The following is a 23,736-nucleotide window of genomic DNA, read 5'->3' on the forward strand; positions in this document are numbered from 1 at the left end:
CTTATTGCTATGCGTCAATATACAGGGATCTTAACATCGCTGATCGCTCTTTTCATGGCCGGTTGTGCCACCAAGGGAGAAAGTACCAACAACGAGGATCTTAAAGTTTTACCGGTTACCACACTGGTAACAAAAGATACACTGCTGCACCGTTCTTATGTAACAGATATCCAGGCGGTGCAGAATGTGGAAATACGCGCCCGTGTAAATGGCTTTCTTGATAAAATATTTATCGACGAAGGTCAGGAAGTAAAAAAGGGACAACTGCTGTTTGGTATCAATGATGCGGAATACCGGGCAGAACTGGCCAAAGCAAAAGCCGTTCTCAGCAGCATGGTAGCAGAAAGCAAAGCTGCCGCACTGGAACTGGACCGGGTAAAGTTGCTGGTAGAGAAAAAAGTAGTAGCCCCTTCCGAACTGGAAGTAGCCAATGCAAAACTCGCTGCGGCACAGGCAAAAATAGAAGAAGCCCGCTCTGCCGCCTCCAACGCGGAAATGCGCCTGTCGTATACCAGTATCCGCGCCCCTTTTGATGGTATCATCGACCGTATTCCCTTAAAGAAAGGAAGCCTGATCAGTGAAGGCACCCTGCTGACTACGGTGTCGGATACACGCGAATTTTATGCTTATTTCAACGTATCAGAAACAGAGTATCTACAATATAATAAAGCGCTGGCCAAAGGTGACAACAGCTACCGGCAGGTAGCGCTTGTATTGGCAGATGGGACAGATTATAATCACACTGGTAAAATAGAAACCATAGAAGGTGAGTTTGAAGAAAACACCGGCTCCATTGCATTCCGTGCCCGCTTCCCCAACCCTTCCAAGCTGCTGAAACATGGCGCCAGCGGGAAGGTGCGTCTTACCACTGAAATAGACAGTGCGGTGATCATCCCACAAAAAGCCGTATTCGAAATGCAGGACAAAAACTATGTGTTCGTGGTGGACGGCAGCAACAAAGTGAAGATGAGAAACTTTATTCCACAGGCCCGCTTTGCACATTTCTACATCGTTCAGTCCGGACTTCAGCCCGGAGAACGGATTGTGTGTGAAGGCGTACGCAACATCCGCGATGGTATCCGGATTTCACCACGCGGCGTTGCAATGGATAGTTTACTCAGTTTATAATCACACAGCTTTTGAGCTGAAATCACGGAACAATGTTTGAAACTTTTATAAAAAGGCCAGTGCTGTCACTGGTCATATCGCTTATTATCACACTGGTAGGCCTGCTCGCGCTATTTACCTTACCGGTTACCCAGTTCCCCGATATTGTGCCGCCTTCGGTAACGGTAACGGCTAAATATACCGGCGCCAATGCGGAAGTATCTGCCAAAGCAGTGTCTACACCACTGGAAAGAGCCATCAACGGGGTACCGGGTATGACGTATATGTCGTCCGTATCCAGTAACGACGGGATCACCGTGATCCAGGTGTTCTTCCAGGTGGGTACAGACCCCGACCAGGCCGCAGTGAACGTACAAAACCGCGTAGCCACCATTATTGATGAGCTGCCCGAAGAAGTGATCAAGGCCGGCGTAACCACGGAAAAAGAGGTAAACAGTATGCTGTTATACCTCAACGTGATGAGCGAGGACACCACCCTGGATGAACAGTTTATTTACAACTTTGCCGACATCAACGTACTCCAGGAATTAAAACGCATCGATGGAGTAGGCCGTGCGGAAATCATGGGCGCAAAAGAATACGCCATGCGCGTGTGGCTGAAACCCGATCGTATGCTGGCCTACAACGTATCTGCCGATGAAGTGATACAGGCTATCCGCAAACAGAATATTGAAGCAGCTCCTGGTAAAACCGGCGAAAGCTCCGATAAAGATGCGATGATGCTGCAATATGTGTTACGCTACACCGGTAAATTTTTTGAACCGGAGCAATACCGGCAAATCGTACTGCGGGCAGGACAGGACGGATCTGTACTGCACCTTAAAGATGTAGCCGATGTAGAATTTGGCTCGCTCACCTACAGCATGGTATCCAAAACAGACGGCAAGCCTTCCGCTTCCATCATGCTTAAACAACGACCCGGCTCCAATGCACGCGAAGTAATTAACAATGTGAAGGCAAAAATGGAAGAAATGAAGAATTCCTCGTTTCCTCCGGGCATGACCTTTAACTTCAACTACGACGTTTCCCGCTTTCTCGACGCCTCTATCCACGAAGTGGTAAGAACCCTGTTTGAAGCGTTCCTGCTGGTATTTATCGTGGTGTTCATTTTCCTGCAGGACTTCCGCTCCACCCTCATTCCTGCACTTGCGGTACCGGTAGCGTTAATTGGTACGTTAGCCTTTATGCAGATGATGGGCTTCTCCATTAACCTGCTCACGCTCTTTGCACTGGTACTGGCTATTGGTATTGTGGTAGATAATGCCATTGTGGTAGTAGAAGCCGTACACGTGAAAATGAGTGAAGAACATCTCCCTCCGATGGAAGCCACGCTGGCAGCCATGAAAGAAATCAGCGGGGCGTTGGTGGCCATCACGCTCGTAATGTCTGCCGTATTTATACCGGTGGCATTTTTATCGGGTCCGGTAGGCGTATTCTACCGGCAGTTCTCGCTCACACTGGCCATTTCCATTGTGATATCAGGTATCAACGCAGTAACGTTAACGCCTGCACTCTGCGCCATCATGTTAAAAGACACACATGGCAAACCCCGTAAAAAGAGCCTGCTGCAGCGCTTCTTCAACGGTTTCAACAAAGGCTATAATGCTACCGAAAATAAATATGCAAAGCTGATCAGCTTTATCGCCGGCAGGAGACTGATTACACTGGCCTGCCTCGTATTCTTCTTCGCCGCCACCTGGGGCGTTAGCGCCATCCTGCCTTCCGGGTTCATTCCTACCGAAGACCAGGGGATGATCTATGTAAACGTAACCACTCCTCCGGGCGCAACAGTAGAACGTACCGAAGCCATACTGGACCAGGTGCAGGCTATTGCTGCTGAACTGGGAGAAGTGGAATCCGTATCCACCCTTGCAGGTTACAGCCTGGTAAACGAAGTGGCCGGCGCGTCTTACGGGATGGGCATGGTAAACCTGAAGCCCTGGGACGACCGCAAAGCATCTGTACAGGATATCATTGAAATATTACAAAAGAAAACAGCTGGTATTGCAGATGCCAGCATAGAATTTTTCCCGCCGCCTACCGTTCCGGGATTCGGTAACTCCAGCGGGTTTGAACTACGGCTGCTCGATCGCAGCGGCAGCGGCGATCTCCGGCAAACCGCGCAGATCACCAACCAGTTCATCGACGCACTGAAAAAAAGACCGGAAATAGGCAGCGCCTTCACCAGCTTTGATGCGGAGTTCCCGCAATACCTGATCCATGTAGACCAGGCCATGGCTGCAAAAAAAGGTGTGAGTATAGAAAATGCCATGAGCAATCTTCAAACGCTGATGGGTAGCTTCTATGCTTCCAACTTCATCCGCTTCGGGCAAATGTATAAAGTAATGGTACAGGCAGATCCCTCTTATCGCACCAAACCCGACGACCTGCTGCGTCTCTACGTAAAAAACGACCGCGGCGAAATGGTGTCGTATTCCGACTTCGTAAAACTGGAACGTGTATACGGACCGGAACAACTGACCCGCTATAACATGTACACCGCCGCCATGATCAATGGCGACGCCAAACCAGGATTCAGCAGCAGCCAGGCCATTGCCGCTGTACAGGAAGTAGCCGCCAAAGAATTGCCAAGGGGATATAGCTACGAATGGAGTGGTATGACGAGAGAACAAATCCTTTCCGGTAACCAGGCCTTCTATATTTTCATCATCGTACTGGTGTTTGTATACCTGTTACTGGCCGCTCAGTACGAAAGCTTCCTGCTGCCACTGCCGGTATTGTTATCGTTGCCAGCCGGTATTTTCGGCGCCTTCCTTTCCCTGAAGGTACTGGGCCTGGAAAATAACATCTATGCACAGGTGGCATTGGTAATGCTGATAGGTTTACTTGGAAAGAATGCCATCCTCATTGTGGAATTTGCCATTCTGAGAAATAAGCACGGCGCTACCATCCTCGCCGCTGCGAAAGAAGGCGCCGTATCCAGGCTACGCCCCATTCTCATGACGTCGTTCGCATTCATCGCCGGGTTAATACCATTGTGTATTGCCTCCGGCGCCGGCGCTATGGGCAACCGTTCCATTGGTACAGCCGCAGCCGGCGGCATGCTCATCGGAACCATTTTCGGTGTACTGATCATACCCGGATTATACGTGCTGTTTGCTTCCATGATCAGAAAAAAATCCGTTGAACTAAAAGCTTACACCAATGAATAAACGAATATATCAATACGCATTATATGCTGCGATGGCCACTGCAACAGTGGCCTGCAGCACACAAAAAGAACTGGCGCTGCCGGAACGTATAAGCGTTCCCGTGGTATCAGGTAATAGCAGTGATACCATTTCACTGCACAACTTCGCGCAGGTATTTAATGATCCAAATTTGCGGAGCCTCATTGATACCGCCTTGCGTAATAACTATGACCTGCTCTCTGCTGCACAACGCGTTGCTACAGCGCAGGCCAACCTGATGATGGCAAAAAACGCATGGCTGCCGTCGCTGAATCTTTCCTTATCAGCCGGTGTGGATAAGTATGCGGACTATACGCTCAATGGTGTAGGTAATTTCGATACCAACCTGTCGCCCAATATCAGTAAGGATCAACGCATTCCCGGTCCAACACCTGAATACTTTGCAGGGCTGAGAAGCAGCTGGGAAATAGATCTCTGGGGTAAACTGAAAAGCCAGCGCCAGGCCACCTACGCACGCTTTCTCGGCAGTGAACAGGGCCGCCGCCTGCTTACCACGCAAATAGTGGCAGGCGTTACCGGGCTGTATTACGAGCTTACCGCGATGGACAATGAGCTGGCTATTATACAACGCAATATTAAATTACAGGAAACCGCAGTCGCCACCGTGCATATTCAAAAGGCCGGCGGACGCGCTACCGAGCTGGCAGTGCAACAGTTCACCGCCCAGTTACTGAGCACACAGGCATTGGAGTATGGCGTAAAACAGGAAATCGCTTCTTTGGAAAACCAGCTCAATGCCCTCCTGGGAAGACTGCCACAGCCCATTGTACGCAGCACGGTAAAAGATGCGCAGGCGTTGCCGGCGACGATAAAAAAAGGTATCCCTGCCAGCCTGCTGCTGCAACGCCCGGATGTACAGCGGGCGGAGCTTGAACTGGCCGCCACAAAAGCTGATGTGAAAGCCGCGCGGGCGGCCTTTTTACCCGGACTCACCATTACGCCCTATGCGGGCTTTAATGCTTTCAAGGCAGGGTTGCTGTTCCAGTCGCCCGCGTCCATAGCATGGGGCGCTGTAGGGAATTTAACCGCTCCCATCTTCAATAAAAAACAAATACAGGCGCAATACAATATCAGTACCGCCAATGCCTGGACGGCATTCTACGAATACCAGCAGACCATTGTAAATGGCTACCAGGAAGTAGCTTCTGCCTTAAACAAAGTAGAAAACCAGCAGGAAGCCTATGCGCTGAAAAGCAAGGAGGTATTGGTGTTGCAGGAGGCGGTATCTACCGCTAACATTCTTTTCACTACCGGTTATGCCAATTACCTGGAAGTGATCACTGCACAGAAGAGTGTGCTGGAAGCAGAGCTGGCGCTGGTAACTACGCGCCGGAATGTGTACCAGGGAATGGTATCGCTGTATCGCGCTTTGGGAGGTAACTAAAGTTTTTTTAACAGAAGGGATCGCCGCACAGGCGATCCCTTCTGTATTTTATTTTTTACGGTGCTGAAACAACCACGGCATCACACCGGGTTCCACAAACATATTGTCCCAGCTGTTGTGTCCTACGCCGGGATACTCCGTATATTTTTCTTCTGCACCCAGTGCTTTCAGTTTCGCATCATAAGCCCTGGAGGCTTCTACCGGCACTACGTTGTCATCACCGCCGTGAAAAATCCACACCGGTACTTTTTTAGCAAACCTATCAGCTGCTGCTACGTTGCCTGCGCCACAGATAGGAAATGCGGCAGCAAAAATATTGGGACGTTTGGTGATTTCATAAAAGGTGCCCATTCCACCGAGCGATAAACCGCCGATGTATACACGTTTGGTATCCACTTTTCCGCCGGCCAGTAAACTATCCAGCAATTGGTTGAGTAAAGCGGTGGGAGGTGTGGGATCGCCATCCAGCGGAAAATCTGCCTTGATTATTTTACCGGTGCTGTCACGCTCAAATTTCATAGGCGCCCATGTTTGATCGGGAGGGCATTGCGGGAAAACCACAAATGCCGGGTAATTGGCGCGGATGGTATCACGCACGAACATGGCGCCGCCATGCAGCAGCTGCGCGTTATTATCAGTGCCCCTTTCTCCGGCTCCATGCAGGAAAACGATCAGGGGATATTTTTTGTGACTATCGTAGTTGGCCGGCAGCAGGAGACGGTAGCGGAGGGTATCACCCTTACGGATAAACGATTCACGGCTGTACTGGGAAAGATCGTCCTGTGCAGCGGCTACCAGGCTACCGGTGAGCATGCAGGCCAGGAAGAATAATTTCAGGTAACACATAACTGGGGAATTTTACACCCAATATACTACGGCAAAATCAGTATTTCAGTGTAAAATGCTGTTTAACTTTAAAATCTTTCCGGAAAAATACCAGCCCGATAAAAAACAGGTCGATGGTCATGGTCACCTGCGGATGTTCCTGTATGGTATGCCAGGCGGCTTCCATATCCGGGGTCCAGTGGATATCGTCAAAAATAAAAACGGAGTATTCATCAGCAAACTGCAGGCACTGCTCAAAATAGGCCAGGGTGGGTTCTTTGCGATGGTTCCCATCTATATACACCCAGTCGGGCAGCTGCATTTGTTTTAACACGTCCGGTAACACGGTATCAAAATTCCCCGTTACCTGCGTGATGTTTTTGATGTGAAGCGCCTCAAAGTTTTTGGCAGCCCGCGCGGCTATATTAGGGCATCCTTCAATGGTATAAATACGGGCCTGCGGGGCGGCCTTTGCCATATATGCTGTAGAAAGCCCCATAGAAGTACCCAATTCAAGGATACGGCCCGGTTGGAGGTATTGTATCAGCCGGTAAAATAACTGCCCGAATTTGGGCTGTTTTGCCGCATAGCGGGTAATATCCCGTACCCGGCGTTCATTACCGGCCGATATCAGCGACCCTGCGCCCAGGTCGGTTACCTGGAGCGTTTCATTACTTTGCAGCAACTGTTTGCGCAACTGTTCTATTTCCCGGAAAGCCGGATGCTGTTTTTTATCCAGCAATACATCCTCTATCAGTGAAAATACAAAGGGAGAATGTACATCATGACGATTGCCTGAAGTAAAATAATACTTCAGGTACTTTCCGGCTAAATTATACTGTTGCGCTAAACCCACTGGCTAAATTATTTTTAATAGATCTTTCCTTTTATCATGCCCCACATATGCAAACGATGCTGCAGGGATACTCTCAACACACCTAAACCATAAATGGCGCTGCGTTTGAAATTGATACTGGAGGCCTCGTCGAAGTATTTGGTAGGACAGGTAATCTCTGCAATATCGTATCCTTTCATAAATATCTGCGAAACCATTTCATTATCGAACACAAAATCGTCATTATCAGCCATATAGTTGATATCACGCAATACTTCCGATGAAAAAGTGCGGTAGCCGGTGTGGTATTCACTCAGCTTCTGACCAATCAGGATGTTTTGTGTCAATGTTAAGAAACGATTAAATATGTACTTATACATTGGCATTCCCCCTTTCAGGGCGCCTTTTCCCAGGATCCTGGACCCGAATACCACCGGGTACACATCGTTGGCAATAATACTGCACATGGCGGTAATGAGCTTTGGTGTATACTGATAATCGGGATGCAGCATCACCACAATATCAGCTCCGAGGTCCAGCGCTTTGTTGTAGCAGGATTTCTGGTTACCTCCATAACCTTTGTTGTTATCGTGACGTATCAGGTGCTGAATCCCCAGCCGCCTGCCGACTTCAAGGGTATCGTCTCTGCTGGCATCATCTACCAGTACTACATCATCAACTATGTCAAAAGGGATTTCCCGGAATGTTTTTTCCAGCGTAAGTGCTGCGTTGTAGGCCGGTAATACAACCACGATCTTTTTGTTATTAAGCATGAAAGTGGATCAAATTTGGCAGCAAAGGTAACTCACCTGCTGATAATTCAAAATATCTCCCGGAAATGCGTTCCGGACACCACCTATCATGATTTAATTTTAACTGTTATTAATTATTTATCTTTGCCTGATGATGTTTTTGGCATCATATTTTCTTAAATTTTTGTTAACAAAAAGCAAAAACAACATGTTAAAACACCTACCAACGGAAATGAGGCATGATAAACGCTTGACCTGCAAGCCCGATGAGTCATTACCGTTAGTACACCTGGCTCAAAAATTTCTGACCACCAGATGGATTAAAGTGCTACCAGCCCCACTTGTTTTACTTTTTACTTTCCAGACAGCCTATGCACAGGACCCGGAACTGAAAAGCACCACGTCTCCTGTTATCAGAACCCAGGATACCACCATCCGCAAACTGCTGGAAGACGTACAACGGATCACCGACAATGACAAACAAAACTCTACCGCTATACAGGCCCTGTTACAGGGAAAGGAAATAGATAATATCACGAAGTATGAGCTGATAAAAAATAATATCATCAATGCCAGTGAAACCTATTATCTGCTGAATAAGAAAATTATCGATCTGAAGTCACGTACCACTACCAATAACCTCGATGTTTTCATCACCTCGCTGAATAACCCGGAAAGTAAAGCGCTGGGCTTTTCTCTGAGCGACCGCATTGTAGAACTGGTAGAAAAGATCATCCTGAAAAACAAAGGAGATAAAGGAGAAAAGAATTCTAAAATTGTTGAGTCTACCAAGTCGATCATCAACAGTCCTATCTTCCAGAGCTTTACCTCCCTCACTCCCCCGCTGGCAATTGCCAACTCAGTGATGAACTTCCTGCACAGCGTGAGTGTGAATAACAAACAGATCAACCAGAAGTCATTACAGGATTTTGAAAAAGAGCTGAACAAATATGTGGTGTATTACACCGCATTAAATGATGCCAACCAGAAATTTGAATATGGCCTGAACTTCAATAAAGATCAGTTAAGCCTGTTACAGGATAACCTGTTTGATCATCTTTCATTTACCGCCACTTCTCTCAAATTTCCTGCTCCGCAGAAAGGGAATCAGGGTTTGAGCCAAACGATGAATGAATACTTTTTTGATTTTAAGAAAGAAAAAGTAGTGGATTACTTCGCTAAACTGGAAGAGAAATATACCAAAGGCAAACGGATCGACTATGAATCCCTGCTGCGCGAAAACTCTTCCCTGAAAGAAGTAAATAACCAGCTGGAAGACCTGGTTTTACAAACCAAACGATTTGAAAATCTTTACAACGAGTATTTCACTTTACTGGATTCTTACTATACCAAAGTAAACAACTCGCTGAAAATTGCTCAGGATAATGGTCTTGCCGACAAAAGCATCATCGATGCCAAACAGGCGGAATTCAGGAACCTGAAAACAGAAGCAGTGGGCGAAATCCAGGCGTCTATCAATATACGGGAACTGTACAGCAATACAGAAAAAATCAAGTACCGTTACAGGATATTCTAGTTAAACATATTAATATAAAAGCAACAGGCGGTAGTGAAGGATTTCACTACCGCCTGTTGCTTTTATAGGATTTAACGTCTTCCTATAGATTTTATTTATACCTTTACGCCACAATCTTAGAGGAAATGACGACAGTTCAATTGGAGTACATTGTTGCGGTAGATACCTACAGAAGTTTTGTAGTAGCAGCAGAGAAATGCTTTGTAACCCAGCCAACACTGAGCATGCAGATTCAGAAGCTGGAAGATGAATTAGGCATTAAACTGTTTGATCGCAGCAAATTACCGGTAGTCCCTACAGAAATAGGCGTATCCGTGGTTGCCCAGGCCAGAATCATTATTAAGGAAAATGCCCGCATCCGCGAGATTATAGCAGACCAGAAAAAGGAAGTACAGGGCAACCTGAAAGTAGGCATCATTCCTACCCTGGCGCCTTACCTGCTTCCGCGTATCCTGACCGGGTTCATGAAAAAATATCCGAAGGTACGGCTGGAGATATGGGAATATCCTACCGAACAAATTATGCAGCAACTAAAACAGGAACTGCTGGATTGTGGTTTGCTGGCTACTCCCCTGCATAACCCTCACCTGGAAGAACATCCTTTGTTTTATGAGTCCTTTGTGGTGTATACCGCTAAAAGCAATGCTTTGTACGAGAAAAAAATTGTGAAAGCAGACGAGCTGGATATCAAAGATGTGTGGCTGCTCAACGAAGGACATTGCATGCGCAACCAGGTGCTGAATATCTGTAAAGATAAATTCACAATGGGCGATAATAAGAACCTCGAATATAATACCGGTAGTGTGGAAACGCTGAAAAGAATGGTAGACCTCAATGAAGGCTATACGATTTTACCAGAGCTGTCGCTGCAGGACCTTTCCTCCCGACAGCTGAATATGGTGCGCTATTTCAAGGCGCCCGAACCGGTGAGGGAGATCAGCCTGGTAACACATCGTCACTTTATTAAACAGGCGTTGATAGAAGCCTTCAAAAAAGAGATCCTGGCACATGTGCCGGAGAAGATGAAGGTGCAGAAAAATAAGAAGGTAATTGAAATTATAACGGCATAACGGAAGATATAAAGAAAACGGGCTGGTAATAATACATTACCAGCCCGTTGCTTTTTAAAGAGATTTATGCTTTCGCCGGTGTATAATACTTCATTGCTTCCGGCATCAGCTGTTGTAATTTTTGTACGCGGGTAGCGTCGCTGGGGTGTGTACTCAGGAGTTCAGGTGGCTTCTGACCTTTGCTCATGTTAGCCATACGTTGCCAGAAAGGAATTGATTCCTGTGGATTGTAACCGGCCATTGCCATGAATATTACACCCAGGTGATCGGCTTCCAGCTCATTACCGCGGGAAAAGGCAAGCGTACCTAAGTTACCGCCTATACCAAATGCCTGGTTGAAGAGGTTTACGGCAGTAGGATTCTTATTCAGCGCCACAGCGCCTGCTACCTGGATCCCCTGCATTACCAGTCCCTGGCTCATACGTTCGTTACCATGACGGGCAATCGCATGTGCTATTTCATGGCCCATTACACAGGCAAGTGCAGTTTCATTCTGGGTTACCGGCAACAAACCTGTATATACCACTACCTTACCGCCAGGCATACACCAGGCATTCACTTCTTTACTATCTACGAGGTTAAATTCCCATTTATAGCTGGATATTTCATTCCCCATATTATTCTGGTTCATGTACCTGGTAACGGCAGACGCAATGCGCTGGCCCACTCTTCTTACCATTTCGGCGTCTTTACTGGTAGTTTGCGCCACTACTTTGTTTTCAGACAAAAACGACTGGTATTGTTGCACAGCCATTGATTGCATAGTGCTTTCAGGAACGAGGTTCAGCTGACTACGGCCGGTGATGGGTACACGCGAACAGGCCGCCAATGCGAGGCTTGCAGTAAAGAATAAAACATACTTTTTCATGGGAGCATCAATTTAAATATGCGGAAACGCACAATGCAAAAAGCAAAAAGCATGCACATTTTTATGGCTGTCGCTTTTTGCTTCCTGCTTTAATATATAACTATAACTAGTTCTTGTCTTTTCTGTTCTTAAACAACGGAACTTTACTTTCCACACCTTTCAACAGCCGCGTAATATTCTTCTGGTGGGTTAATACCACCATTAAAGCTACAGCAATAGCAAATATGCGATAGAAAATTTCCGGTTCATTGAAGATATAGAGGATAAGTATCGGGAAAGCGATACTGGCAATGATAGAACTGAGAGAAACGTATCTGGTTAAAAAAAGGATCATTAAAAATACGCCTACGCAGCACAGCGCTACCAGCGGCTGGATGGCAAGCACCAGTCCGAACAGGGTAGCAATTCCTTTACCGCCCTTGAAGTTTGCCCAGATAGGGAATATATGACCTACCACTGCAGCGAGCCCCAGACCGATCTGGAGATTCACGAGCTGTGTAAGATGCTCAGGATCAAGATAATAGGGAGCCAGATAAGCTAAACGTACAGCCAACACGCCTTTCAGCATGTCTACTACCATTACAAAAGTACCCGCTTTAGGCCCCAGCACCCTGAAAGTATTGGTAGCACCGGCATTGCCGCTGCCATACTCCCGGATATCCATACCAAAAACGCCTTTACTCACCCAAACAGCTGTAGGAACAGATCCTATCAGATAAGCACAAATAAGCAATAAAATTTCTATCATCACTACAAGTTAGGAATGCTAAGATAACAAATTCTGTGTTAAAATAGAGAGAATATTAGAAAAGATTGTAACACAAAAGTTGGATTATCAACACTATTTATATGTAACTTTTAATCTATTTTGTTGGGGGTACATAAAACTGAAGCGCCAGCCAGTTATCTTTTTCTATCCTTCCCTCCATGATAAAACCTGTTGAAACTGCGGCCGCTGCAATGTTTTCTTCGTCGGTTGGTAAGATCCCGCTCAATAGTAATTTGCCCCCCGGCACTAATAAATGCCGCATATCTCCCATAAATTTCAGTAAAATGTTATAGTTGATATTTGCCAGCAATATATCATATTTTCCGGTAATTGCATCAAGGTTGTCTGCCTGCCATACTTTTACCTTGTTCATGCCGTTGGCAGTAAGATTTTCCAGCGTATTATTCACCGACCATTCGTCGTAGTCAATGGCATCCACCGTATCAGCCCCCATCATTTCCGCCAGGATGGCGAGAATACCGGTTCCTGTACCAAAATCAAATACCTTCTTCCCCTTAAAGTCCAGTGGCTCCATGAGTTTTATCATGGAAGCAGTAGTAGCATGATGACCGGTACCAAAAGCCATTTTAGGGGTAATAATAATTTCATATACGGGTTGCGGATCAAACGGCGGATGAAACTCCGCCCGTATACCACAAAAGCTATCTACCTGCACCGGCTGGAAATTGCTCTCCCACAGGGCGTTCCAGTTAACCGGTAAAATCGTTTCTTTCGTATAGGTAACCCCGTGGGCTTCCAGTTGCTGCTGTAGCGCGGCCTCGTCGAAATCAGCGGCGGGGATATAGGCAATAAGTGTGTCCGGCTGTTCTTCAAACCCTTCGTATTTCAGCTCAGATAACTGGGCAATCAGCAGGTCTGTTTGTTCGGCGCCGGCCCGCATGGTAATAGCAATGTAAGACATAGGCCGCAAATATAGCCATTAGTGGCTAGCTTTCAGTCTTTTGCCCCTGTATCTGCCGCTAAAATCATCTCCAGATATTAAAAATCATTATATTTGATTTATAAATCATATCAACTATCCTATGAAAGCACTGTTCCTCCTGCTGACCGGCGTGGCGTTGTCCCTGCCGGGCATGGCCCAGGTAATTAAAGTACGGCCACCAGAACCTATTATGGATTCCATCATTTACCAGACTGAAAATGTAACGCTGATCTTCGACCGGAAACATCTCACGGAATACATGACGGGCATGGATTCTACCCTCCGCAACAGTAAATACAGTAACAAGGTATTTAACAGCGTACAGTTTGCACACCTGAATGCCATTGATATGGGCAACCATTTCCGTAAGGCTTATTGCTACCTGGAAGATACTGCCAACAAGGATTTTAGTTACAGCACCGGTAAAATGAATATGTTATGGGCAGAAGATGGCGGTATTATGCTTCCCTATGTGGAAGAAATAATGCCGGACCTGCTGGCCGGCGGGGAAGTAAGGGTGATAGACAGAAGTACCAAAGCGATACAACCTGCTTACAAGATGATTGCCGAACCGGTAGATGGTAATAATTACCGGGTGTTCCGCCTGAACAGCGGCCGGGAAATTTTCAGGGAAAGTACTTTCCGTGTAGAGCAGCTTACGAGGAGATAAAAACGGATCCATCATAAAAAGAGAAAGCAGCCACCTGGGTGACTGCTTTCTTTTGTATTTAATTCCAGTTATCTGCTAGCTATAACAGCGCCTATTCGGCATCAAAGGTAGGTTCCTGAGGTTTTTCAGGACCGGCGTTGTAATTTCCGCCACCACGGTTACCGTCGCGGTTGAAATCACGTCTGTCGCCGCCACCACGTCTGTCATCACCGCCACGTCTGTCGTCACGGGGACCACGTCTGTCGCCACGATCACCGCCGCGGTCTCCACGATCGCCACGATCACGGAAGTCGCCTCTGTCGCCACGCTCTTCACGTTCTGGCCTTTCCACATAACCTTCCGGTTTAGGCATGAGCACTTTGCGGCTCAGCTTAAACTTACCGGTTTTAGGATCGGTACCAGTCAGTTTTACTTTTACTTTTTCGCCTTCTGTCAGCACACCTTCCATTGTTTCCAGGCGTTTCCAGGAAACTTCAGAGATGTGGAGCAAGCCTTGTTTACCAGGCATGAACTCAACGAAAGCACCATAAGGCATGATGGATTTTACAACGGATTCATATACTTCACCTACTTCAGGTATTGCAATGATTCCTTTCACCCATGCAACTGCTTTATCAAGACTTTCTTTCTGAGAAGAGAAGATACTAACTTCACCGGTTTCACCAACTTCTTCGATGTTGATGGTAGTACCGGTTTCGCGTTGGATCTCCTGTATAATTTTACCACCGGGTCCGATTACAGCGCCGATAAATTCACGGTCGATGATGATCTTCTCCATGCGTGGTGCATGTGGTTTTGGTTCAGGACGTGCAGCAGGCATTGCTTCGTACATGGCTTCCACGATATGCAGACGGCCTTTCTTAGCCTGAGCCAGTGCGGAGCGCATTACATCCATGCTTAAACCATCCACTTTAATATCCATCTGGATACCCACAATACCATCGCGGGTACCGGTTACTTTAAAGTCCATATCACCCAGGTGATCTTCATCACCGAGGATGTCGGTTAATACTGCCCATTTGCCATCGGATGCGCGGGAGATCAGACCCATTGCCACACCGGAAACGTGTTTAGGCAGGGGCACACCGGCGTCCATCAGTGCCAGTGAACCGGCACATACGGTAGCCATAGAGGAAGAACCGTTTGATTCGAGGATATCAGAAACCACCCTTACTGTGTAAGCGTAGTCGCTGCCTGGCATCATTTGCTTCAGGGAGCGCATGGCCAGGTTACCATGTCCTACTTCGCGACGGCCGGGACCGCGCATCATTTTCACTTCACCTGTAGAGAATGGAGGAAAATTGTAGTGCAGGATAAATTTGGAATAGTTGGAAACGGCTGCGCTTTCGATCAGCAGTTCATCTTCCGGAGTACCCAGTGTAACGGTAGTCAGCGACTGTGTTTCACCACGGGTAAACAGGGCGGAACCGTGAGGAGAAGGCAGGATATCTGTTTCCATAGCCAGCGGACGAACCTGATCCAGTGCACGGCCATCCAGGCGAACGGATTCGTCCAGGATCATGTTGCGGATCACTTCTTTTTCCAGGTCATGCAGGTATTCTTTTACCAGCGGCTGGTCTTCTTCCGGTAATTCGCCCAGGTGTTCTTTCAGTTCGGTGCCGATGGCAGCAAACGCATCGCTGCGATCGTGCTTGGCTGAAGCTGACTTGGCTACCTGGTAAATTTTATCTTTTGCAAAAGCTTCTACTTTTGCTTTCAGTTCTTCGTTCTGATGAGGTTGTGCGTATTCACGTTTGCCGGTTACACCTTTCAGGTCACGCAGTTCTTCCTGTGCTTTTACCTGCACCTTGATCGCAGCGTGTGCTGCTTCAATTGCGAGGATCAGATCTTCTTCCTGGCACTCTTTACTTTCACCTTCCACCATCATGATGTTCTTATCGGTAGCACCGATGATGAAGTCCATGTCGGCTTTAGCCAGTTCAGTACGGTTAGGGTTGATCACGAGTTTGCCATCAATGCGCGCTACGCGGCACTCAGAAATAATTTCCTGGATGGGAACGTCGGATACAGCCAGTGCAGCAGATGCAGCCAGACAGGCCAGTGCATCGGGCATTACTTCGGGATCAGATGAAATCAGGGACACCAGTACCTGAACTTCACATAAATAATTGTCGGGGAACAGGGGACGCAGAGCGCGGTCAATCAAACGGGAAATAAGTACCTCGGAATCAGACAACCGGCCTTCACGCTTGAAAAAGGAACCTGGGATACGGCCTGCGGATGCAAACTTTTCCTGGTAATCAACTGTAAGGGGGAAGAAAGACTGGCCTGGTTTGGGTTCTTTATTTGCTACCACGGTGGCCAGCAATATTGAATTCCCTAAACGCACCGTAACGGCACCGTCAGCCTGACGGGCCAACTTGCCGGTTTCGATGGTCACCATACGACCGTCTCCTATATCGAATTTCACTGAAATAGGTGTCAGATTCATAATAAAGTGAGGATTAAAAATAAAGTTATTCTTTTTTGATCGCTAAAGAACAACAAAAGGTATACATACAAAAAAACTATTCCCAACCATATAAGTTGGGAATAGCGCTATAATTAAGTCATGGTTATTTCCTGATACCTAACTTCTCGATGAGGGCACGGTAGCCTGTGAGGTTGGTTTTAGATAAATAGGAAAGCAAACGCTTTCTCTGGCCAACCATCTTCATCAAACCACGGTGGGTAGAAAAATCTTTTTTGTTTTGTTTCAGGTGACCGGAAATGCTGTTGATACGCTCAGTCAGCAGTGCGATTTGTGCTTCCACAGAGCCTGTATTTTTTTCGCTTCCACCAAATTCCTTAAAAATATTGGCTTTCTTTTCAACAGTTAAGTAAGACATCTTTAAAAATAATAAGTAATAATAATGTTTTTTGTCGCTATTTTTCCGGTGCAAAGGTAATTTAAAAAATAGGAATTACCAATTAACCGGAAATTAATAATAAATGAGGGATAATGTACATCTGTAAGATTTTCTTTCTCAACAACTCCTAAGAAGAGAAATTCACAGCTGCATTATCCGTTACATGCCCGTTTTCTGTACGCAGTACTCTCGACGGGAATTTCTGTAATACAATGTAATCGTGTGTGGCCATCACTATGGCGGTTCCTTCGCGGCAGATACGGAATAACAGCTGCATAATACCATCGGAAGTTTCCGGATCCAGGTTACCTGTAGGCTCATCCGCCAGGATCAGTTTTGGCGAATTCAGCATAGCACGGGCAATATCTACACGCTGCTGCTCTCCTCCCGATAACTCATACGGCATCTTAAAGCCTTTGGTACCCAACCCCACTTTTTCCAGTACATCCGTGATCTTATTCTCCATTTCCTTTGGATCCTGCCAACCGGTTGCCCGGAGCGCAAATTTCAGGTTATCATGCACGTTGCGGTCGGTTAATAACTGAAAATCCTGGAATACCACACCCAGATTCCGGCGAAGATACGGCACTTTTTTCCAATCCATCTTCTTGAGATCAAAACCAACCACCTGTCCTGTGCCATCATTTAAAGGTAAATCGCCATACAATGTCTTTAACAAACTGGATTTCCCGGTACCGGTTTTACCAATGAGATACACAAATTCACCCTTATTCACCGTGATGTTCACATCAGATAATATCAATGAATGGCCCTGGTATATACTGGCGTTTGTTAATTGTATGATAGGTTGTTCAGGCGTCATGTCCTTTCTGTTTTTTACGGTCTGTGCGGACAAAAATAACTAATTAAAAAATAACTCGTTGTGATAATATATCAAATATCCATCTCTTTAAAACTAAAAAAATAGTTGTCGAACTAAATAATTAGTTTTAACTTGGTTTTATAAACGAGATATATGAAACAACTCACCAAAGCAGAAGAACAGATCATGCAGGCACTCTGGGAAACAGGACCCGCCTTCGTGAAAGATATAATAGAAGTAATGCCGGAACCAAAACCACATTACAATACCGTATCTACCCTCGTGAAAATCCTGATTGAAAAAGGATTTGTTGACTTCAAAGCCTACGGTAAATCACACCAGTATTTTGCCCTTGTTACCAAAGACGCTTACAGCCACAAAACGGTCAACAATATTGTAAAAGGCTATTTCGACGGCTCCTTCAGCAACATGGTTTCTTTTTTTGTGAAAGAGAAAGAACTGAGTATCGCTGAACTGGAGAAACTGGTACAAAAAATTAAAGCAGCCCAAAAACCTTAACCATGACAGTTCTGCTCACCTATCTCTCTAAAGTGATCATCTGTTCTGCCGTTTTATACGGCTACTATTATATTGCCCTGCGTAATAACCGCTTCCATCAATGGAACCGGTACTACCTAGTACTCATCACCCTGATTTCCCTGCTCACACCACTCCTGAAGATTCCACTGCCTGGTCAGGCAACCGAATCCTCTGCAGTATTATCTTATACCGCGCGTATTGTTAATATCCGCGAAACCGTGATATCAGCAAGCCCGGGGATCAGCTCCGGCACAGTGCTTAACACATTATACATCGCGGTGATAGGGTTGCTGCTGACAAGAACGGTGATCAGTCTTTTCCGGATCAAAAACCTGATCCGCCGCAGCCAGGTACAGGAAATTCCCCCTTACCGGTTTGTAAAAAACAAGGATATCAAAGCGCCCTTCTCTTTCTTCAGCTATATTTTCTGGGATCATCAAACTTCGCTGAATTCGCCCGAAGGGCAGCAGATCTTCAAACATGAACTGGTACACCTGCAGGAGAAACACAGCACAGATAAACTGTTCATGGAACTGGTAACGGCCGTGTGCTGGATCAATCCCTTCTTTCACCTGATAAAAAGGGAACTGGCGCTGGTGCATGAATTCCTGGCCGATAAAAAAGCGGCCGGAGAAGAAATAGCCGGCTACGCCCAAACCATCCTCCAGATGGCCTTTCAAAGCAAACAATTCAGTATTACGAACGACTTTTTCCATCCGCCAATAAAAAGAAGAATTCTTATGCTGACACAATTCCACACCCCCAGGTTCAGTTACCTGCGACGCATCATGGTGCTGCCACTGGCTGCATTCATTTTCTGCTCTCTTGCATTTGTGGCCGATAAGCGTCCGTCCGCCATTCCGGCGCTTGCCGCCACTAACACCGTTGTACCCACCCCCTCAGCGGTACCCTCCGCCCTTGCAATGGATACTACACCTGTGAAGAAGGTGAACAAAACGAAAGAGAACGTTTACACTTTTGTAGAGCAGCCCCCTTCTTTCCCGGGTGGTGAGGAAGCGCTGGCAAAGTATCTTTCCAGGAACATCCGGTATCCAAAAACTGCACAGGAAAAAAATATATCCGGTACCGTGTTCGTAAGTTATGTGGTAAACGAAGAAGGTAATATCACGGATGTTCGCCTCGTGGGAAAAAATCCGGGCTTTGGTCTTGCTGAAGAAGCCATCCGCGTAGTAAAGGAAATGCCGCAGTGGGTACCTGGAAAACACCAGGGGAAAACGGTATCTGTACAGTTTAACCTGCCCATCCGCTTCATGCTGGATGCCGGCAAACAGGCGCCCAAACCCGGTAGTCAAACCGTGAACTTCCCGCCACCTAACAATAATAATAATGAAGTATTCACCTTCGTTGAACATCCTCCGAAATTTCCAGGCGGTGATAATGCGCTCGGACTATATCTCAATAAAAACATCCGTTACCCGGAAGAGGCACAGAAAGCCAAAATAAGCGGTACCACTTTTGTGCAGTTTGTTGTGGATGCAGATGGCAGCATCCGTGATGTGAAAACAGTGGGTGCAAAGAAAGGCTATGGCCTTGAAGATGAAGCGATAAGAGTAGTTAAAGCCATGCCGAAATGGGAGCCAGGCGTGCAAAACGAACACCAGGTAGCTGTGCAGTTCAATCTTCCTATCAGGTTTAGTTTACAAAACTAACACAACTATAAACAATCAATGAAGAAAGGCCACCGGTTAAAACGGTGGCCTTTCTTATTAAAATATGGTTATTACTTCTCCGATATGTCTTGGATACTTCTTGGATACTTAGGACTCGTCTATGTGTCGTATTCCCCATACACTCCCTATACAGTCCCCCTACACTCCCCATACACTCCCTATACTGTTCCCATACACTCACCATACACTCATGATACACTTCCAATACACTCCCCATACACTATGAATAAAAAATCCTGCCCACTTTGCCGGTGAACAGGATACTTTTTTAACACTATCTTCCTAATACACAAAAGTACCGGCCGGCGCTTTCACCGTCACTTTCTTCTCTTCAGCGGCCTCTACCCTGCCTATAATCTGTGCATCGATATTAAAGCTTTTGGAAATGCTGATAATGTCGGCGGCTATTGCTTCCGGCACATACAGTTCCATCCTGTGGCCCATGTTAAATACCTGGTACATTTCCTTCCAGGGGGTACCGGACTGCTCCTGGATAAGACTGAACAACGGAGGTACCGGGAACAGGTTATCCTTGATTACATGCAGTTTCTCGATAAAATGCAGCACTTTGGTTTGAGCGCCGCCACTGCAATGCACCATCCCGTGGATCTGCGGACGGAATTGCTCCAGCACTTTCTTGATCACCGGTGCATAGGTGCGGGTGGGCGACAATACCAGCTTGCCTGCATCCACGGCGCCAAAGCCCGGAATATCTATTTTATCTGTCAGCGATTTTTTACCGCTGAATACCAGTTCATAAGGAATATTGGGATCAAAGCTTTCGGGGTATTTCTCCGCAATAGCTTTGCTGAATACATCGTGACGGGCACTGGTAAGACCATTACTGCCCATACCGCCGTTGTATTCTGTTTCGTAAGTGGCCTGACCGTACGATGCCAGTCCCACTACCACATCTCCCGCCTGGATACGATCATTGGAGATCACATCTTCGCGTTTCATGCGGCAGGTAACAGTGGAATCCACGATGATGGTACGTACCAGGTCTCCCACATCGGCGGTTTCCCCACCGGTGGAATAAATACTGATACCGTGGTTCCGCAGTTCTGCCAGGATTTCTTCCGTGCCATTGATGATGGCGGCAATTACTTCACCCGGCAGCAATTGTTTGTTGCGGCCAATGGTGGAAGAAAGGAGGATATTATCTGTAGCGCCCACACAAAGCAGGTCGTCCATGTTCATGATAATTGCATCCTGGGCTATGCCTTTCCAAACGCCCAGATCACCGGTTTCTTTCCAATAAATATAAGCCAGGGAAGATTTGGTGCCGGCGCCATCTGCGTGCATGATATTGCAATAGGCTTCATCGCCCCCTAAAATATCGGGTACAATTTTGCAGAATGCCTTGGGGAAAAGACCCTTATCAATGTTTTTAATGGCATTATGCACATCTTCCTTACCTGCTGAAACACCACGTTTGGCGTAAATATTATTATCCACCGGGAAATAAATAAATATGTAAATAAAAAATAAACTAAATAAAGATGCTCTTCAGGCTGCAAAAGTAACAGATTCCATGCAGAATGCCCGCCGAATGTGTTAGATTTGCACGGCGATTTTGATAGTTATTGATTTATATGCAGGTTCACAGGGACTTAGACCATTTACCGGAATTCCGTAATGCTATTATCACGATAGGCACTTTCGACGGAGTACATGCAGGCCACCGCTTCATTATTGAACAATTGGAGCAGGCTGCCGATACCTGCGGTGGAGAAACCGTGATCATTACCTTTGATCCGCATCCGCGGGAAGTATTACAACCCAAACCCAATAACATCCGGCTGCTGACTACCCTGCCTGAAAAAATTGCCTTGCTGGAACGTGCCGGTATCGATCACCTGGTAGTGGTACCTTTTACCAAAGAATTTTCTGAGATGCCCGCCCGCAGTTACCTGGAAGACTTCCTGGTAGCGCGCTTCAAGCCGCATACCATTATCATAGGCTACGACCACCGGTTTGGTCATAACCGGGAAGGTGGACTGGAACTGCTGGAAGCAGAACAGCAGCAGTATGGTTTTACCCTGATAGAAATTCCGCAACAGGTAGTGCATGATCTTACGGTGAGTTCTACGAAGATCCGCAAAAGCCTGCAGGAAGGCGGTATCCGGCTCGCCAATGAATTACTGGACTACACTTATTTCTTAACCGGCACTGTGGTGCATGGGGATAAAATGGGCCGGCAGCTGGGTTATCCAACCGCAAATCTGCACCTGACAGATGAAAGAAAGCTGATTCCCGCTGAAGGGATTTATGCCGTAAATGCACAGCTCAGCGGCCGCAGCGAATTATTACCCGCCGTTATGAGCATCGGCTTCCGCCCTACTTTCAATGGCACTGATCTGCGCCTGGAAGTACACATCTTTGATTTTAAGGAAGATATTTACGGACAGGAATTGACCGTTCACTTTGTAGAATACATCCGGTCCAACCTGAAATTTGATAATATAGATGCCCTGATAGTGCAGATGGATAAGGATTCTGCACAAGCGAAGGAGATCCTGGCGAAGATTTAGAATTCTTCTCCCAGCAGCTCCGTCTTTTCCTCTTTCTTTTTAGGAGGTTTCATTAAACGGACCCCACGCCAGAGGAAAAAAGCAGAAGCGATCACATAAAAGCACATCACCAATGCGGTGTTGGTGCTCATTCTAAAATCCACACCGATGCTTCCCTTATGAATAGTAATAATATTCATCAGCACAATCAGCGCGCAGAAACTACTTAAGCAGAAACACAACAGACCAAACAGCAACCTGAATATCTTTTTTACCCCAAGAGCCATAGAAATAATTAATTCATCACCTTATACATCAGTTCTTTCATCAGTTCCCCGTCTTCCACACCACTATCGTTAATGCCTATACTCCGCAGGTTATATTGATGTAACAGCAAGATAGCTTTTTCGGTTCCTTCGGGTCCGTATTGACGGGCAGCGTTCATATAGTCCTTCACAAAAAAAGGATGTACACCCAGCGCAGTGGCTACTTCCTTTTCTCCTCCTTTTACACTGAAAATGAGGTTTACTTTTGCGAAGAAATTATACAATGCGGGCAGTGTCATCTGGATAGGCGCTGCTTTGGGATTGGCGGCAAAGTAAGAGATGATGCGGAATACTTTGGCCGTATTTTTCTGTCCCAGGGCGTTTTGCAATTCAAATACATTGTATTCTTTGCTGATGCCCACATACTTTTCAATATCCCCTTCATCAATCTTTTTCTGGGCCGGGAGGTTTACCAGCAGCTTATCTATTTCATTGGAGATACGCGACAGGTCATTACCGATATGGTCTACCAGGAGGATAGCCGCTTTTTGTGAGATGGCCAGTCCGCGGCTGCTCACATAGCTTTCCACCCAGGTGGGGAGTTGGTTATCATATAATTTTTTGGTAGACAGGAGTACGCCTTTTTCCTTTATGAGCTTGGCCATTTTACTCCTGCCATCTATTTTGCCCTGTTTATGCGCCACTACAAACACGGTGGAGGTAAGCGGGTTATCGATATAGGTTTCCAGTTTCAGGAGGTCGCGCATGGCCTGGGCTTCTTTGAGGAGTACCACCTGTCTTTCCGCAAACATCGGGTACCTGCGGCAGGCGTTGATCACCTGGCTCCAGTCGGTATCTTTTCCATAAAGGACGGTGAGGTTGAAGCCTCTTTCTGATTCAGGCAGCAGCTCATGCTCTGCATAGCTGGTAACCTGGTCAATAAAAAAGTCTTCATCTCCTTCCAGCCAGTATAATGATTTGAATTTCTGTTGCTTCCAATCCCTGATGATATCCTGGTACTCCATTACTAGAATGCTTTT

21 protein-coding genes are annotated in these 23,736 nt (G+C 46.5%); 9 read left to right on the forward strand and 12 right to left on the reverse strand.

Annotated features, from left to right (window positions below):
* Positions 1–9: 9 nt before the first annotated feature.
* Genes PV783_RS27375 through PV783_RS27385 form a run of 3 tightly spaced genes read left to right on the forward strand, consistent with a single transcriptional unit; the run spans position 10 to position 5,724 of the window.
* Positions 10–1,128, forward strand: coding sequence for an efflux RND transporter periplasmic adaptor subunit (locus tag PV783_RS27375; RefSeq protein ID WP_420990358.1), 1,119 nt, complete (start codon positions 10–12; stop codon positions 1,126–1,128).
* 32 nt (positions 1,129–1,160) lie between these two features.
* Entirely contained in the window at positions 1,161–4,301 is a 3,141-nt protein-coding gene (locus tag PV783_RS27380; protein ID WP_111577709.1) for an efflux RND transporter permease subunit, read from the forward strand.
* Positions 4,294–5,724, forward strand: coding sequence for a TolC family protein (locus tag PV783_RS27385; protein WP_420990359.1), 1,431 nt, complete (start codon positions 4,294–4,296; stop codon positions 5,722–5,724). Before PV783_RS27380 ends, PV783_RS27385 begins: the two co-directional genes overlap by 8 nt.
* 48 nt (positions 5,725–5,772) lie before the next feature.
* Here PV783_RS27385 and PV783_RS27390 read toward each other — a convergent pair whose 3' ends face one another.
* The 3 genes from PV783_RS27390 to PV783_RS27400 are packed head-to-tail and all read right to left on the reverse strand — an operon-like array spanning position 5,773 to position 8,157.
* Positions 5,773–6,570 (reverse strand): alpha/beta hydrolase-fold protein, encoded by a 798-nt coding sequence (locus PV783_RS27390; protein WP_420990360.1) that lies wholly within the window; start codon positions 6,568–6,570, stop codon positions 5,773–5,775.
* A 37-nt stretch (positions 6,571–6,607) separates the two neighbouring features.
* Positions 6,608–7,405, reverse strand: a complete 798-nt coding sequence (locus tag PV783_RS27395) for an O-methyltransferase (protein WP_079470422.1) — start codon at positions 7,403–7,405, stop codon at positions 6,608–6,610.
* A 14-nt stretch (positions 7,406–7,419) separates the two neighbouring features.
* Complete coding sequence (locus PV783_RS27400) at positions 7,420–8,157, reverse strand: glycosyltransferase family 2 protein (protein WP_079470423.1); 738 nt, start codon at positions 8,155–8,157, stop codon at positions 7,420–7,422.
* A gap of 187 nt (positions 8,158–8,344) precedes the next feature.
* Between PV783_RS27400 and PV783_RS27405 the strand changes: the two genes are divergently transcribed.
* Together PV783_RS27405 and PV783_RS27410 are read left to right on the forward strand one after the other, a co-directional pair.
* Positions 8,345–9,673 carry a hypothetical protein gene (locus tag PV783_RS27405; RefSeq protein WP_133256155.1) on the forward strand — a complete coding sequence of 443 codons (1,329 nt, stop codon included), beginning with the start codon at positions 8,345–8,347 and terminating at the stop codon, positions 9,671–9,673.
* A gap of 125 nt (positions 9,674–9,798) precedes the next feature.
* On the forward strand, positions 9,799–10,743 hold the full coding sequence (locus PV783_RS27410) for a hydrogen peroxide-inducible genes activator (RefSeq protein WP_079470425.1): 945 nt from the start codon (positions 9,799–9,801) through the stop codon (positions 10,741–10,743).
* 64 nt (positions 10,744–10,807) lie between these two features.
* On the opposite strand, the gene PV783_RS27415 is transcribed toward PV783_RS27410, so the two are convergent.
* From PV783_RS27415 to prmA, 3 genes are all read right to left on the reverse strand, one after another.
* Entirely contained in the window at positions 10,808–11,611 is an 804-nt protein-coding gene (locus tag PV783_RS27415) for a M48 family metallopeptidase (protein ID WP_079470426.1), read from the reverse strand.
* 106 nt (positions 11,612–11,717) lie between these two features.
* A complete protein-coding gene (gene plsY / locus PV783_RS27420; protein WP_079470427.1) occupies positions 11,718–12,359 on the reverse strand; it encodes a glycerol-3-phosphate 1-O-acyltransferase PlsY in 642 nt (213 codons plus the stop codon).
* A gap of 115 nt (positions 12,360–12,474) precedes the next feature.
* Positions 12,475–13,302: a 50S ribosomal protein L11 methyltransferase gene (gene prmA / locus PV783_RS27425; protein WP_420990361.1), complete on the reverse strand. Its 828-nt coding sequence runs from the start codon at positions 13,300–13,302 to the stop codon at positions 12,475–12,477.
* A gap of 121 nt (positions 13,303–13,423) precedes the next feature.
* Here prmA and PV783_RS27430 point away from each other — a divergent pair, with 121 nt between their 5' ends.
* Complete coding sequence (locus tag PV783_RS27430; protein ID WP_420990362.1) at positions 13,424–13,993, forward strand: hypothetical protein; 570 nt, start codon at positions 13,424–13,426, stop codon at positions 13,991–13,993.
* Positions 13,994–14,084: 91 nt separating this feature from the next.
* Here PV783_RS27430 and PV783_RS27435 read toward each other — a convergent pair whose 3' ends face one another.
* From PV783_RS27435 to PV783_RS27445, 3 genes are all read right to left on the reverse strand, one after another.
* Positions 14,085–16,445, reverse strand: coding sequence for a polyribonucleotide nucleotidyltransferase (locus PV783_RS27435; protein ID WP_079470430.1), 2,361 nt, complete (start codon positions 16,443–16,445; stop codon positions 14,085–14,087).
* 124 nt (positions 16,446–16,569) lie between these two features.
* Complete coding sequence (gene rpsO / locus PV783_RS27440; RefSeq protein WP_079470431.1) at positions 16,570–16,842, reverse strand: 30S ribosomal protein S15; 273 nt, start codon at positions 16,840–16,842, stop codon at positions 16,570–16,572.
* Positions 16,843–16,990: 148 nt separating this feature from the next.
* Positions 16,991–17,686, reverse strand: coding sequence for a cell division ATP-binding protein FtsE (locus PV783_RS27445; RefSeq protein WP_079470432.1), 696 nt, complete (start codon positions 17,684–17,686; stop codon positions 16,991–16,993).
* 153 nt (positions 17,687–17,839) lie between these two features.
* Between PV783_RS27445 and PV783_RS27450 the strand changes: the two genes are divergently transcribed.
* On the forward strand, positions 17,840–18,205 hold the full coding sequence (locus tag PV783_RS27450; RefSeq protein WP_079470433.1) for a BlaI/MecI/CopY family transcriptional regulator: 366 nt from the start codon (positions 17,840–17,842) through the stop codon (positions 18,203–18,205).
* A gap of 2 nt (positions 18,206–18,207) precedes the next feature.
* Entirely contained in the window at positions 18,208–19,896 is a 1,689-nt protein-coding gene (locus tag PV783_RS27455) for a TonB family protein (protein WP_420990363.1), read from the forward strand.
* Between the two features lie 303 nt (positions 19,897–20,199).
* On the opposite strand, the gene PV783_RS27460 is transcribed toward PV783_RS27455, so the two are convergent.
* Entirely contained in the window at positions 20,200–21,375 is a 1,176-nt protein-coding gene (locus tag PV783_RS27460; RefSeq protein ID WP_079470435.1) for an AIR synthase related protein, read from the reverse strand.
* 137 nt (positions 21,376–21,512) lie between these two features.
* On the opposite strand from PV783_RS27460, the gene PV783_RS27465 reads away from it, so the two are divergent.
* Entirely contained in the window at positions 21,513–22,451 is a 939-nt protein-coding gene (locus tag PV783_RS27465) for a bifunctional riboflavin kinase/FAD synthetase (protein ID WP_079470436.1), read from the forward strand.
* Here PV783_RS27465 and PV783_RS27470 read toward each other — a convergent pair.
* Positions 22,448–22,717, reverse strand: coding sequence for a hypothetical protein (locus PV783_RS27470; RefSeq protein ID WP_420990364.1), 270 nt, complete (start codon positions 22,715–22,717; stop codon positions 22,448–22,450). The two genes, PV783_RS27465 and PV783_RS27470, sit on opposite strands and share 4 nt — an antisense overlap.
* 8 nt (positions 22,718–22,725) lie before the next feature.
* Entirely contained in the window at positions 22,726–23,721 is a 996-nt protein-coding gene (gene holA, locus PV783_RS27475) for a DNA polymerase III subunit delta (protein WP_111577714.1), read from the reverse strand.
* Between the last annotated feature and the right edge of the window lie 15 nt (positions 23,722–23,736).

The sequence above is a fragment of the Chitinophaga sp. CC14 genome (genome assembly GCF_048957795.1).
Lineage (GTDB): Bacteria > Bacteroidota > Bacteroidia > Chitinophagales > Chitinophagaceae > Chitinophaga > Chitinophaga ginsengisegetis.

Coding starts and splice junctions, on each gene's coding strand:
- PV783_RS27375 (WP_420990358.1), top strand. CDS start 10: ATGCGTCAATATACAGGGATCTTAACATCGCTGATCGCTCTTTTCATG.
- PV783_RS27380 (WP_111577709.1), top strand. CDS start 1,161: ATGTTTGAAACTTTTATAAAAAGGCCAGTGCTGTCACTGGTCATATCG.
- PV783_RS27385 (WP_420990359.1), top strand. CDS start 4,294: ATGAATAAACGAATATATCAATACGCATTATATGCTGCGATGGCCACT.
- PV783_RS27390 (WP_420990360.1), bottom strand. CDS start 6,570: ATGTGTTACCTGAAATTATTCTTCCTGGCCTGCATGCTCACCGGTAGC.
- PV783_RS27400 (WP_079470423.1), bottom strand. CDS start 8,157: ATGCTTAATAACAAAAAGATCGTGGTTGTATTACCGGCCTACAACGCA.
- PV783_RS27405 (WP_133256155.1), top strand. CDS start 8,345: ATGTTAAAACACCTACCAACGGAAATGAGGCATGATAAACGCTTGACC.
- PV783_RS27410 (WP_079470425.1), top strand. CDS start 9,799: ATGACGACAGTTCAATTGGAGTACATTGTTGCGGTAGATACCTACAGA.
- PV783_RS27415 (WP_079470426.1), bottom strand. CDS start 11,611: ATGAAAAAGTATGTTTTATTCTTTACTGCAAGCCTCGCATTGGCGGCC.
- plsY (WP_079470427.1), bottom strand. CDS start 12,359: ATGATAGAAATTTTATTGCTTATTTGTGCTTATCTGATAGGATCTGTT.
- prmA (WP_420990361.1), bottom strand. CDS start 13,302: ATGTCTTACATTGCTATTACCATGCGGGCCGGCGCCGAACAAACAGAC.
- PV783_RS27430 (WP_420990362.1), top strand. CDS start 13,424: ATGAAAGCACTGTTCCTCCTGCTGACCGGCGTGGCGTTGTCCCTGCCG.
- PV783_RS27435 (WP_079470430.1), bottom strand. CDS start 16,445: ATGAATCTGACACCTATTTCAGTGAAATTCGATATAGGAGACGGTCGT.
- rpsO (WP_079470431.1), bottom strand. CDS start 16,842: ATGTCTTACTTAACTGTTGAAAAGAAAGCCAATATTTTTAAGGAATTT.
- PV783_RS27445 (WP_079470432.1), bottom strand. CDS start 17,686: ATGACGCCTGAACAACCTATCATACAATTAACAAACGCCAGTATATAC.
- PV783_RS27450 (WP_079470433.1), top strand. CDS start 17,840: ATGAAACAACTCACCAAAGCAGAAGAACAGATCATGCAGGCACTCTGG.
- PV783_RS27455 (WP_420990363.1), top strand. CDS start 18,208: ATGACAGTTCTGCTCACCTATCTCTCTAAAGTGATCATCTGTTCTGCC.
- PV783_RS27465 (WP_079470436.1), top strand. CDS start 21,513: ATGCAGGTTCACAGGGACTTAGACCATTTACCGGAATTCCGTAATGCT.
- PV783_RS27470 (WP_420990364.1), bottom strand. CDS start 22,717: ATGGCTCTTGGGGTAAAAAAGATATTCAGGTTGCTGTTTGGTCTGTTG.
- holA (WP_111577714.1), bottom strand. CDS start 23,721: ATGGAGTACCAGGATATCATCAGGGATTGGAAGCAACAGAAATTCAAA.